10 protein-coding genes are annotated in these 12,624 nt (G+C 64.3%); all 10 read left to right on the top strand.

Features of this window, described 5'->3' with window-relative positions:
• Positions 1 to 2 precede the first annotated feature (2 nt).
• The 10 genes from LA343_RS06280 (at position 3) to pgeF (ending at position 12,622) form a co-directional block, all read left to right on the top strand.
• Positions 3 to 1,571 (top strand): UDP-N-acetylmuramoyl-L-alanyl-D-glutamate--2,6-diaminopimelate ligase, encoded by a 1,569-nt coding sequence (locus tag LA343_RS06280; RefSeq protein ID WP_025402494.1) that lies wholly within the window; start codon positions 3 to 5, stop codon positions 1,569 to 1,571.
• Positions 1,571 to 3,088: a UDP-N-acetylmuramoyl-tripeptide--D-alanyl-D-alanine ligase gene (locus tag LA343_RS06285; protein WP_025402495.1), complete on the top strand. Its 1,518-nt coding sequence runs from the start codon at positions 1,571 to 1,573 to the stop codon at positions 3,086 to 3,088. Before LA343_RS06280 ends, LA343_RS06285 begins: the two co-directional genes overlap by 1 nt.
• A gap of 7 nt (positions 3,089 to 3,095) precedes the next feature.
• The gene (gene mraY, locus LA343_RS06290; RefSeq protein ID WP_025402496.1) at positions 3,096 to 4,205 is read left to right on the top strand and encodes a phospho-N-acetylmuramoyl-pentapeptide-transferase; all 1,110 of its coding nucleotides are present in this window, start codon (positions 3,096 to 3,098) and stop codon (positions 4,203 to 4,205) included.
• Between the two features lie 27 nt (positions 4,206 to 4,232).
• A complete protein-coding gene (murD, locus tag LA343_RS06295; RefSeq protein ID WP_025402497.1) occupies positions 4,233 to 5,684 on the top strand; it encodes a UDP-N-acetylmuramoyl-L-alanine--D-glutamate ligase in 1,452 nt (483 codons plus the stop codon).
• Positions 5,685 to 5,686: 2 nt separating this feature from the next.
• Positions 5,687 to 7,162, top strand: coding sequence for a peptidoglycan glycosyltransferase FtsW (locus LA343_RS06300; RefSeq protein WP_025402498.1), 1,476 nt, complete (start codon positions 5,687 to 5,689; stop codon positions 7,160 to 7,162).
• Positions 7,162 to 8,247: an undecaprenyldiphospho-muramoylpentapeptide beta-N-acetylglucosaminyltransferase gene (murG, locus tag LA343_RS06305; RefSeq protein WP_025402499.1), complete on the top strand. Its 1,086-nt coding sequence runs from the start codon at positions 7,162 to 7,164 to the stop codon at positions 8,245 to 8,247. The genes LA343_RS06300 and murG overlap by 1 nt, the downstream gene beginning before the upstream one ends.
• Positions 8,248 to 8,356: 109 nt before the next feature.
• Positions 8,357 to 9,751, top strand: a complete 1,395-nt coding sequence (gene murC / locus LA343_RS06310; RefSeq protein ID WP_374957155.1) for a UDP-N-acetylmuramate--L-alanine ligase — start codon at positions 8,357 to 8,359, stop codon at positions 9,749 to 9,751.
• Positions 9,751 to 10,407 carry a cell division protein FtsQ/DivIB gene (locus LA343_RS06315; RefSeq protein WP_025402501.1) on the top strand — a complete coding sequence of 219 codons (657 nt, stop codon included), beginning with the start codon at positions 9,751 to 9,753 and terminating at the stop codon, positions 10,405 to 10,407. The genes murC and LA343_RS06315 overlap by 1 nt, the downstream gene beginning before the upstream one ends.
• A 173-nt stretch (positions 10,408 to 10,580) precedes the next feature.
• A complete protein-coding gene (ftsZ, locus tag LA343_RS06320; protein ID WP_025402502.1) occupies positions 10,581 to 11,846 on the top strand; it encodes a cell division protein FtsZ in 1,266 nt (421 codons plus the stop codon).
• Positions 11,846 to 12,622 (top strand): peptidoglycan editing factor PgeF, encoded by a 777-nt coding sequence (gene pgeF / locus LA343_RS06325; protein ID WP_025402503.1) that lies wholly within the window; start codon positions 11,846 to 11,848, stop codon positions 12,620 to 12,622. Before ftsZ ends, pgeF begins: the two co-directional genes overlap by 1 nt.
• The last annotated feature ends 2 nt before the right edge of the window (positions 12,623 to 12,624 follow it).

Consider the following 12,624-nt stretch of genomic DNA (forward strand, 5'->3'; position numbering starts at 1 on the left):
ATATGACAACGTTGCACACCATTGCCGAGATCACCGGAGGCCACCTCGTCGGATCCGGTGACGTTGAGGTTACCTCCGCCGCGATCGGTTCGTCGGATGTTCAGCCGGGTGGCCTGTTCTGCGCCGTCCCCGGAACCAAGGCACACGGTGCTACCTTTGCCGCATCGTCCGATGCTGTTGCCGTTCTCACCGATGCTGCTGGTGCGGATATCCTTTCGTCCGACGCCGCTACGGCCGACCTGCCCGTTGTGATTGTTGGCGACGTGCGGGAATGGATGGGTCCAGTGGCGGCGGAGATCTATGGGCACCCGTCGGCGTCCTTGACGATCGTCGGTATCACCGGTACGTCCGGAAAGACCACCACGAGCTACCTGGCTGAAGCAGCCCTGATGGCAACGGGTGCGTCAGTCGGCATTATTGGAACGACGGGCACGCGCATCAATGGCCAGCCCATCCCCACGAAGCTGACCACGCCGGAGGCCCCGACGATGCAGGCGTTGCTCGCGCGCATGGTGGACGAGGGCGTGACCCACGTGGTCATGGAGGTATCCAGCCATGCTCTCGAGCTCGGCCGGGTGAAGGGGATTCGGTTCGACGTCGCCGCGTTTACCAACCTCTCCCAGGATCACCTGGACTTCCATCCCACGATGGAGGATTACTTCCAGGCCAAGGCCAAGTTGTTCCGAGGCGTGCCGCACGCTGTGGTGTGCGTTGACGATGACTGGGGCGAGCGCATGCTGGCCATCGCCGAGGATGATGCCAATGCCGGCGCCGATAATACGATTGCGATTGGCCGTGACTGGGCAGTGGAGTCCGCCGATGTGCGGCCTTCCGGGCGGCAGGACATTCACGCTCGGATGGGGGATAAACGACTGGACTATTCGATCTCCATGGCCGGTGAGTTCAACCAGACGAACAGTCTCGTTGCGCTGGCGTGCGTTGCTGAGCTTGGTTGTGATGTTGAGACGGCGGCGCGAGGGCTGGCGGATGTGCACGTCCCTGGGCGCATGCAGCTTGTCGACGAGGGCCAAGACTTCTTGGTGATGGTGGACTACGCGCACAAGCCTGGTGCGGTTGCCGCTATGCTACGCAGCTTGCACGAGTACAACCGTATCGGGATCGTCCTCGGCGCCGGTGGCAACCGCGATCATGACAAGCGACCGATCATGGGGCGTTGGGCAGGTGAACTCGCCGATGCGGTGTTCATCACCGATGATAATCCGCGCGACGAGGATCCATCTGAGATCCGCTCTGAGGTGTACGCCGGAGCGGTGGAGGCTGGGACGGATGCACTTGTGGAGAATATCGCCGGGCGCGCTGAGGCGATCGATGCCGCGGTGCGCTGGGCATGCACTGGTGATGCTGTGGTGATCGCGGGCAAAGGCCACGAGACTGGTCAGATCGTCGGTGACGTGGTGCACGATTTCGATGATGTCCAAGTGGTGAAGCAGGCCCTGAAGCGGCGGATGAACGATATGTCGCCTGAGGTCGGGCGCGATAATCCCGAGAACCGTGACAGCGGCGACAGCGGCGACAGTGGCGACAGTGGCGACAATGTGGAAGAAAAGTAATGCTTGAGTTAACAGTAGGAAAGATCGCAGATATCACCGGCGGGCAATGCGTTGACGTTGATCCCGACCAGGTGGTGACGGGGCCCGTCGAGTTTGATTCGCGCAAGGTCGCCACTGGCAGCATCTTCATGGCGCTGCCGGGTGCGAACGTCGACGGTCACGACTTCGTGGACAAGGCGCTGGAGCAGGGTGCTGCGCTGCTGCTGGTGGGTCACGATGTGCGCCGTCCGGCTATCGTTGCGCAGCCCGTGGAAGTTTCGGAGGAGTCCTCCAATGCGACCGCCTTCGAGCACGACGTGGACGGCCAGGGAGCCGCTGTGTTGGCCGCCGTGGATAAGCTCGCGCGTTACAACACCGATGAGCTGGCGGCTCGCGGTCTCACCGTCGTGGGTGTCACGGGATCGGCAGGCAAGACGTCAACGAAGGACCTCATCGGGGCCGTGTTGCGGGCCGACGGCGAGACCGTGGCCCCTCCCGGAAGCTTCAACAACGAGATCGGCTTGCCCTACACAGCGCTGCGCGCGGGGGAGACCACGAAGTACCTCGTCTCTGAGATGTCCGCCCGTGGAGTGGGGCACATCCGCCACCTCACGGAGGTCACTCCGCCGAAGATTGGTGTTGTCCTCAACGTGGGAAGCGCTCACCTCGGAGAATTCGGCTCGCGCGAGGCCATTGCCCAGGCCAAGGGAGAGCTCGTGGAAGCTCTGCCCGCCACAGGCGTTGCGGTTCTGAACGCCGATGACGATCAGGTATCCGCGATGGATGAGCGCACGCAGGCCCGCGTGGTGTACTTCTCTACGAACGGGGAGACTGGGTGCGCACGCGGGGATAAGGCCGACTACTACGCGACCGACATTGCTCTCGATGCCCTGGCCCGCGCGACGTTCACCCTGCATCATCCGCACGGCGAACCCGTGGAGGTCTCCCTGCAGGTCTTCGGCGAACACCAGGTATCCAATGCCCTGGCTGCCGCCGCGGTGGGCATGGAAGCCGGATTGTCTGCCGAGACCGTGGCAGATGCCCTCGGTACGCACCGCGCTACCAGCGCAAACCGGATGGATGTTCGCCAGCGCCGAGACGGCGTGACCATCATCAACGATTCCTACAACGCCAACCCGGAATCGATGCGCGCGGGCTTGCAGGCCTTGGCCTATACGTCCAAGAGCGGTAATAGCGGCGAGACCGGTGAGAGTGGCCGCAGTTGGGCAGTGCTCGGCCAGATGGGTGAGCTGGGTGACAACGCCTACGACGAACACGCCGAACTCGGCACCTACCTGGGCGAACTGGGAATCACGGCTGCCGTGGTGGTGGGCAATGGTGTCAACCAGCAGGCGTTGACAGCCGCCGCCAAGAAGGCCGGTGTGGACGCCCGTCAGGTGGAGGACATCGATTCCGCAGTGAATTACGTTGACCTCAACCTGCGCGAGGGAGACGTGGTGTTGGTGAAGGCTTCCCAATCCGAGGGCCTCTGGGCCGTGGCCGAGGGCCTGTTGTTCGGGGAAAGCGAAGGAGCGTAAAACAGCTATGTTGCAGATTTTCATTTCAGGTGCAGTCGCGTTCCTCGTCGCTGTGTTCCTCACCCCGTACCTCATCCGCAAGTTCTCCGCTGAGGGCTTGGGGCAGGAGATCCGCGAGGAAGGCCCGAAGTCTCATTTCAAGAAGCGCGGCACGCCCACGATGGGTGGTATCGCCATCCTCGCGGGCATCGTGGTGGGCTACCTCGTGGCGGTGGTCATCGGCCTAGCCACCACGGGTGCCGGCCCGGGCGTATCCGGGTGGCTCGTCCTCGGACTCACCCTGGCCTTGGGTGGTTTGGGCTTCGCCGACGACTACATCAAGCTCGTCAAGGGCCGGAACCTGGGGCTCAACGCTAAGGCGAAGCTCGTGGGACAGCTCGTGACCGCGGTGGTCTTCGGGCTGCTGATCCTCCAGTTCCGCAACGCTAACGGCCTCACCCCGGGGTCCACGCACCTGTCGTTCCTGCGCGACCTTCCCACCTTTGACATTGCCATCGGTGGTGCGGTGATCGGAACGATCCTGTTCCTCGTCTTCATCTACCTCGTGATCTCCGCGTGGTCAAATGCCGTGAACCTGACCGACGGCCTGGATGGCCTAGCCGGCGGCGTGACCGCCATCGTCATGGCCACCTACGTTCTCATCACCTTCTGGCAGTTCCGCAACTCCTGCGCGAACGGCGCTGCAGTGGGGTGCTACGCGGTGCGTGATCCGCTGGATCTGGCCATGCTCGCCTCCGCCGGTCTGGGCGCCTGCCTGGGCTTCCTGTGGTGGAATGCCGCACCGGCCAAGATCTTCATGGGAGATACCGGATCACTCGCACTGGGCGGCCTCGTCGCCGGCCTGTCCATCACCTCGCAGACCGAGCTCCTCATGGTCATCGTGGGCCTGGTGTTCGTGGCCGAGGCCGCGTCCGTGGTCATTCAGGTCGTGTCCTTCAAGCTAACGGGCAAGCGGGTGTTCCGCATGGCCCCCATCCACCACCACTTCGAAAACGGAGGGTGGGCGGAAACCACTGTGGTGATCCGGTTCTGGCTCATCGCAGTGCTCGCAGCCCTCACCGGATTCGGCATCTTCTACGGCCAGTGGCTCACCGTCGCTGACCTTCAAGCCCAATAAAAACTTCTTCAGGAGACAGCAAAAGTCATGTTAAGCCCAAACGAAGCCGTAGACATCATGCGAACGCAGTCCGTGCTCGTCGCCGGGCTGGGCGTGGCTGGCCGCGGCGTGATGGCGATGCTGGATGCTCTCAATGCCCGCAACGTCGTCGTCGTCGACGATCATGCTCCTGACGCAGACGTGACGGTCGCCGAGGCCATTGCGCGTCTCGACGGTCTCGACGGGACTGACACCCGTCCCGCGGTCGTGATCACCTCTCCCGGTTGGAGCTCACGATCCGAGCTGCTCGTCGCAGCCGCAGACAAGGGCATCCCCGTCATCGGCGATATCGAAGCCGCGTGGCTCGCCGACCAGGCGGGGGCATTCGGCGCGCCGCGCCAGTGGCTCGCCGTGACGGGAACCAACGGCAAGACCACCACGACCGCCATGCTGACCGCCATGATGGTGGCAGACGGCCGGGCTGCTCAGTCGGTGGGCAATATCGGCACTTCGCCCGGTGTTGCTCTGTCGGCGGAACACCGCGGCGAGCCGCGCGCGGATGTGCTCGTCGCCGAGGTTTCGAGCTTCCAACTGCACTGGGCGCCGACCTTCACCCCGGATGTCGGCTGCGTGCTCAACCTCGCCGAGGATCACCTTGACTGGCACGGTAGCTTCCGCGCCTACGTCGAAGACAAGGCAAAGGTCTTGACTGCGCGCTATCCAGTGCTGGCGCTCGACGATCCCACCGTCATGAACCTTCCTGCTGCCCGTAGCGCTCTGAGCTCGAATTGCTGGGCATACACCACGGGCGAACCCGTGGCCTCTGAGATCGATCACGTTGTGGGCGTTCGAGACGGCATGCTGACCTACAACTCCACCCCACTCGCCAGCGCGGAGGGCATCAGCCCGCCCGGCCCCGCCGGTGTCGCCGACGCCGCCGCCAGCGCCGCGATGGCCACCGCCGCTGGCGCGCGCCCGGAGTCTATCGCCGCGGCGTTGTCGACCTTTACCGTCCAGGCTCACCGCGGCCAGGTGGTGTCCCACGCAGGTGGGGCCGAGTGGATCGACAACTCGAAGGCCACCAACCCGCACGCCGCTGCGGCTGCACTTCGTGGTCAGTCGAACGTGGTGTGGGTAGCTGGCGGGCAGCTCAAGGGAGCGAGCGTGGCGGACCTTGTTTCCGAAATCAAGGACGGCCTCAAGGCTGTCGTTGTGCTCGGTGTGGATCGGGCAATCGTCGCGGACGAGGTCCGGCGCCATGCTCCGGAGGTTCCCGTGGAGGTTGTCTCTGATACTGATCCGGTGAGCGCCATGCGTGCGGTTGTGGCCCGGGCTGCCCGGTACGCCGCCGACGGTGACAGGGTGATTTTGGCGCCCGCGGCGGCGTCGCTCGATATGTACACCGGGATGTCCCAACGCGGTGATCTGTTTGCCGAGTTCGCCAACGCATTACCCAATGCACAGCCCACTACACAGCCCACCGCCGAAGGGGGAGAGTAGCCATGTCCATGTTGAGGGATAAGATCCGCGCCTATCTGGGCCGGCCACAGACGAACTACTACATGCTGTTGTTGGTCTCGTTCGTCCTCGTGGCGTTTGGCCTCGTGATGGTGCAATCGTCGTCGATGGTGGTCTCCTACGCCCAGGATTCCTCAGCCTTCGCCGAATTTCTCAAGCAGGCGGCCATTGTATTCGTCGGCCTGATTGGCATGTGGTTTGCGATGCGGCTGCGCCCCACCACCATCCAAATGCTTGCCCCCTGGATGCTGGCCATCGCGTTTGTGCTGCTCATCGCAGTGCTGTTCATCGGTGTCGGTGGGGAAGAGGTCGGCTCCAACTCCTGGATCCGCCTCGGCCCCGTGGGCGTGCAACCCTCCGAAGCCGCGAAGCTGGCGCTGGCCGTGTGGGGTGCCACGGTGGTGTCCAAGGCGATGCGGCAAACCCACCGCTTCAATTCCGTGCTAGGTCCGTTCCTCACGGTGAGCGCCGCGATCCTCGCTCTCGTGCTGTTGCAAAAGGACTTGGGCATGATGCTTACGGTGGGCATCGTGGTGGTCGCGATCATGTTCTTCTCTGGGGTGAACTCGCGTGCCCTGCTTGCCGCCCTCGCGGTTATCGCAGTGACGGGCATTGCCTCGATCGTGGCGCAGAGCTTCCGTTCGGCTCGTATCTCCACCTGGCTGAGCACCCTGAGGCTGAACTTTCCCGATTCCACCACGCAGGGTTCGGCGTACCAGTCCTACCAGGGCATCCTGTCACTCTCCGATGGCGGGCTCACCGGCGCTGGGTTGGGCCAATCCCGCGCGAAGTGGTTCTACTTGCCCGAGGCAAAGAACGACTTCATCTTCGCCGTGATCGGCGAGGAGCTCGGCATCCTCGGCACCATCGGTGTGGTCGTGCTGTTCGCGCTGTTGGGCTGGTTCGGCATCCGCACGGCCATGGCACAGGTCGATCCGTTCTTGCGCTTGCTTGCCGCCACCCTCACCGTGGGTATCGTGGCGCAGGCGTTCTATAACATGGGCTACGTGGTGGGATTCTTCCCCATGACCGGCGTGCAGTTGCCGCTGATCTCTGCTGGCGGCTCCTCGGCGATCATCACCCTGGTGTCGCTGGGGTTGCTGTGTAACTGCGCCCGGCACGAGCCCGCGGCGATCAGCTCGATGCAGCACGAGGGGCGCTGCCGCTTCGACCGCATCTTCATGCTGCCGGAGCCGCAGCCGTACGTTCCCGGCATTCAGCGCCGTGTAGAGCGCCGCACGACAACCGAGCACTACGGTGAGCCCGTCACGCGCCAGCAGCGTTCCGCTGGCCGCAGCGGCCAGGATGTGCGCCGCGAGCGCGACCGCGTGGAGCAGTCGATGCAGCGCGTTGGTGGTGCCCCACGGCGGGGCTACGATGGGGCGCGGAGACAAACGCTTCCCCCGAGCGGGAGCGTCAAGCGTAGGGTCAACCCCTCAAACAGGTCAAGGAGGCGCTAGTGGTTTCGGTAGTGGTTGCAGGTGGCGGTACGGCGGGGCACATCGAGCCCGCAATGGCGGTAGCCGAGGCGGTCCGCAACGCCGACCCGTCTGCCCGGATTACCGCACTCGGTTCTCCAAAGGGCCTGGAATCCACCCTGGTTCCCGCCCGTGGCTTCGACCTGAGCATGATCCCGCCCGTCCCGGTGCCCCGCAAGCTCAACAAGGACGCACTGACGCTGCCATTCCGCCTGGCACGCGCTCTGTGGATCACCCGCCGGGAGCTCAAGCGTGTGAAGGCCGACGTACTCATTGGCTTCGGCGGGTACGTCTCGGCCCCGGCTTACCTGGCCGCGAAGTCCTTGGGTATTCCCTTTTTCGTCCATGAGGCCAACGCCCGCGCGGGTGTGGCCAACAAGCTCGGCGTGGCGCTGGGCGGTCGTGGCCTGGCGGCGGTCAAGGGCTCCGGCCTGCGCTCGTCTGTGGTTGGCATTCCTGTCAAGGAGGCCGTGCTCACCGTCGATCGTGCCGCCCGCCGCGCCGAGGCTCGGGAGTTCTTCGGCCTCGACGCAGACGCGCCCGTGTTGCTCGTCACTGGCGGCTCGCAGGGAGCTCGTTCTATTAACGACGCCGTTACGGGCGCAGCAGCCGACCTGGCGGCGAACGGGATCGGCGTGCTCCATGCGTATGGGAAGAAAAACGAGGTGGTGGCTCCTGATAGTGACCCCGCCTACGTGGCCGTGCCGTACATCGACCGGATGGATCTGGCGTATTCCGCGGCGGACGTTATTGTGTGCCGCTCGGGAGCGATGACCGTTGCGGAGGTGTCGGCGGTGGGTTTGCCGGCCGTGTATGTACCGCTGCCGCACGGTAACGGTGAGCAGGCGCTCAACGCTCTGCCCATCGTAGAGGCCGGGGGTGGGGTGATCGTCCCGGATGCAGAGCTCACGCCGGAGCGTTTGGCCGCGGAGGTCGTGCCGATGTTCAACGATGAGCAGCGCCTAGCCGCGGCATCCGAGGCTGCTCGGGAAGCCGGCCACCGCGATGCAGCGGGTAAAATCGCAGACATGCTTCTGAAGGCCGCGCACGGGCAGCGGACAGAGTAGACAAGGTCAGAGAAGGGTAGGAATTCGAATGGTTGACCCACACGAGGTATCCGGTTCGCAGAACCAGGGCGGCACCACCCCCGACCAGGCTGACCTCAGCCGGGTTCACATGGTGGGCATCGGCGGAGCTGGCATGTCCGGCATCGCCCGTATTCTTCTGGCTCGCGGCTACCGCGTCACCGGGTCGGATATGAAGGATTCCCGCAGCATCCTCGCGCTGCGCAGCGCCGGCGCGACCGTCGAGATCGGTCACGCGGCCGAGAATCTTCGCCTTGGGGGAGAGCTGCCGACCGTCGTGGTGACGTCTTTTGCCGCGATTCCCCAGGACAACCCCGAGCTCGTCGCGGCCCGCGAGGCCGGAATCCCCGTGCTGCGCCGCTCGGACGTACTAGCCCTGCTCATGGAGGATAACCGCGCGTTCCTACTGGCGGGCACGCACGGCAAGACTTCCACCACGTCCATGGCCGTGGCCGCGCTGCAGGCCGCGGGCGAAGATCCTTCCTTCGCCATCGGTGGCCAGCTCAACCGGGCCGGCACCAATGCCCACCAGGGCACCGGGGACATCTTCGTGGCCGAAGCCGACGAATCCGATGGTTCTTTCCTGGCCTACTCGCCGGAAGTGGCCGTGGTGACCAACATCGAGCCGGATCACCTGGACTACTTCGGGTCGGAAGAGGCCTACCGGGAAGTGTTCGAGCGCTTCGCCGAGCGCATCCAGCCCGGGGGGTATCTTGTGCTGTGCCTGGACGATAAGGGTGCCGCCGAGCTCGCCGAGAAGCTGGTCGCCCGGGAAAACACCTTCTCGGTCCTCGGCTATGGCACGCGTAGTGGCGTCGACGCTCATCCGACCGTGCCGGTGGGTGCGGTGATCGAATCGTCGACCGTGACCAGCTATGGGACCTCCTCGGACGTGGTGGTCAGCGATGAGCACTACACGCTCAAGGTCGGTATCCCGGGTTCGCACATGGTCCTCAACGCCCTAGCGGCGCTGCTGGGTGGTCACCTGCTTGGTGCCGATACGGCGAAGTTGGTGGAAGGCATCGGCGGGTTCGATGGCGTGCGCAGGCGCTTCGAGTACCACGGCACTGCCGGTGGTGTGGAGGTCTACGACGATTACGCTCACCACCCGACCGAAGTGACGGCAGTGCTGACCGCGGCGCGGGAGCGCATCTCTGCGAAGGGCGCGGGCAGGGTCATCGTGGCCTTCCAGCCGCACCTGTATTCACGGACGATCACGTTCTCCGATGAGTTCGCGCAGGCACTGTCTCTGGCAGATTCGGTGGTGCTGCTCGATATCTTCGGAGCTCGTGAAAACCCCGTGGAGGGTGTGGATTCGCGGATTATCGGCCGAAAGATCACGTCTGATTGGCACTACGTGGAGGACTTTTCTGCGGTCCCGGCGGCAGTGGCGGAGATCGCCCAGCCCGGTGACATGGTGCTCACCGTGGGCGCCGGAACTGTGACAATGCTGGCCGACGAGATCCTGCGGGAGTTGGACAGCTAGTGAAAAAGGTCGTGGCTATTGGCGTGGCGCTGATCGCCATCGCTGCTGCGGTGGTGTTTTTCTTCCCCGTCATCACTGTGAACAAGGTGGAGGTGCAAGGGGCCACGAACGCGGACGTGGCCGCCATCGAGGACGCGGCGGGTATTACGGCGGGGGAGAACATGCTGCGCATTGACGCGGCCGCAGCCGCCCAGCGGGTGGCGAAAGTGCCGTGGGTGGAAAAAGTCACCGTGGCGCGCAATTGGCCCCGCACGGTGAATATCACCGTGACTGAACACGACGCTGTGGGATACATCAAGGATGGTTCCACTCCCTTGGCGGTGGATGCTCATGGAAATATTTTCCTCTCCGGTATCCAGCCGCCCGGTGCGGTGGAATTCGCCCGGGTGAAGCCGGACGACGAGCAGGCCATTAGGGCGGCGGCGGGCGCCGTGGCCTCGCTGGTGCCGGAGCTGCGCCAACAGTTGGAACAGGTCGATGTGCCCAATGCCGAGGCTGTAACGCTGAAGTTCAAGGACAACAAGACTGTGTTCTGGGGTTCGGCAGATCGGGAGAAGGAAAAGGCCGAAGCAACGCGGATCGTCCTAGGCAGGGAAGGCCAAGAGGGTACGACGTGGAATGTGTCTAATCCAGCTATGCCGAGCGTGCGGGGCTAGCAGCAGTTCTGCAGTGCGCGTTAATCACCACAGAATAAGCCTAAAGTAGAGCTTTAGATATACGACACGCCACGAAAAATGTGCGCGTGAAATCACCGCCTACCAAGGAAGATGGAAAACACGAAAACGGACTCCATCGAATACGTGTGTTCAAGGAAGGCGGAGTAACACTCATGACAACTCCAGGACCCAAACTCGCCGAAATCAAGGTAGTAGGCGTGGGTGGCGGCGGCGTCAATGCCGTCAATCGAATGATCGACGCCAAGCTGCAGGGCGTTGAATTCATCGCTATCAACACCGATGCTCAGGCGCTGCTGCTGACTGACGCGGACGTCAAGCTGGAAATCGGCCGCGACGAAACGCGCGGTCTTGGTGCAGGCGCAAACCCCGAGGTCGGCCGCACCTCCGCCGAGGACCACAAGGACCAGATCGAGGAGATCCTCGCAGGTGCCGACATGGTCTTCGTCACCGCTGGTGAAGGTGGCGGCACCGGCACCGGCGCTGCCCCCGTGGTGGCCAACATCGCCAAGAAGCAGCACGCACTCACCGTGGGCGTGGTGACCCGCCCCTTCAGCTTCGAGGGCAAGCGCCGCGCCAAGCAGGCCATGGAGGGCATCGAAGAGCTGCGCGAAGTGTGCGACACGCTCATCGTGATCCCCAACGACTCTCTGCTGCGCATGTCCGATGAAGACATGTCCATGGTGGAAGCGTTCCGTAAGGCCGATGAGGTGCTGCTCAACGGTGTTGAGGGCATCACCAAGCTCATCACCACCCCGGGCCTGATCAACGTGGACTTCGCCGACGTCCGCTCCGTTATGAGCGACGCAGGTTCCGCCCTCATGGGCATTGGTACCTCCCGCGGCGAGAAACGGGCAGTGAAGGCCACCGAGGCTGCCATCAACTCCCCGCTGCTCGAGTCCACCATGCGCGGCGCCAAGGGCGTGCTGCTCTCCTTCGCCGGTGGTTCCGACCTGGGCCTCATGGAGGTTTCCGAGGCCGCCGAGCTCGTCGAGGAGCAGGCTGACGAGGATGCCAACATCATCTTCGGCACCATCGTTGACGACCAGCTGGGCGATGAGGTGCGCGTGACCGTCATCGCCACCGGCTTCGACGATTCTCCCTCAGCCGAGTCCGCTGCTCAGCGAGGCTCCGTGAAGCAGGAATCCGCCAGCGCCCAGGGCGGTGCCCACGCTGCCGCCCAGGGTGGCGCCCACAGCGCTGCCGAGTCCGCTTCCGCTAGGACCTCCACCAGCATCTTCGACGGCGAGAAGGCCCCCGAGTCCGAGACCCGCCGCGAGCCCGTCAGCAGCTTCGCCAAGCGCAACCCGTCTCGCCCGGAGCCCACCCCGGCACCGGCTTCCGACCGCGGCCTGTTCACTCAGCATGAGCCGGAACCGGTCGACGACGAAGACGACCTGGATCTCCCGGACTTCCGCTAATGACTCGCAGTGACGACCCCACGGTTGGCAAGGCCCGCCGGGTGCGCAAGGTCTTCACCGACCGCAACGGCGGAGCATCCGCTGAGCCCTTCGGCACGTTCAACCTTGGGGATCACGTGGGCGATGACCTAGTCGCCGTCGCCGCCAACCGCGAGCGACTGAGCTCGTTGTTGGGTGTGGACCTGGTGTTTATGGAGCAGATCCATTCGCCCAACGTCACCGAAGTCACCGCCGCGACGGTCGCCGGCAACGCAGGTGAAGCAGGCACCGACAGTGCGAACGGCACCGGTATAACCGTCGAGACCACCGACGCCCTCATCACCACCGTGCCCCGCGTGGGTCTAGTGGTGCTCACCGCCGATTGCGTGCCCCTGTTGCTCTCCGACGAGGATGCCGGCGTGATCGCCGCCGTCCACGCCGGACGGATGGGTGCCCGCAATGGCATCGTCCGCCGCACCGTGGATCGCATGGAGCAGCTGGGAGCGATCCCCGCGAACATCCACGTGCTCATGGGGGCCGCCGCCAGCGGTGCCAACTACGAGGTTCCGGACGCCATGGCAGCCGATGTGGAGTCCAAGCTGCCTGGCTCCAAGACCCGCACCTCGAAGGGGACCACCGGCCTAGACATCCGTGCCGGGCTCACCCGCCAACTGCTCAGCATGGGCGTACGCAGCATCGACGCGGACCCGCGCTGCACCATCGAGTCGCCCAACTTCTTTTCCTACCGCCGGGAAGGAAAGACGGGTCGCCAGGCCGGCGTAGTCTGGATGGAGTGACT

The sequence above is a fragment of the Corynebacterium falsenii genome (genome assembly GCF_020099275.1).
In the GTDB taxonomy this organism is placed as follows: domain Bacteria; phylum Actinomycetota; class Actinomycetes; order Mycobacteriales; family Mycobacteriaceae; genus Corynebacterium; species Corynebacterium falsenii.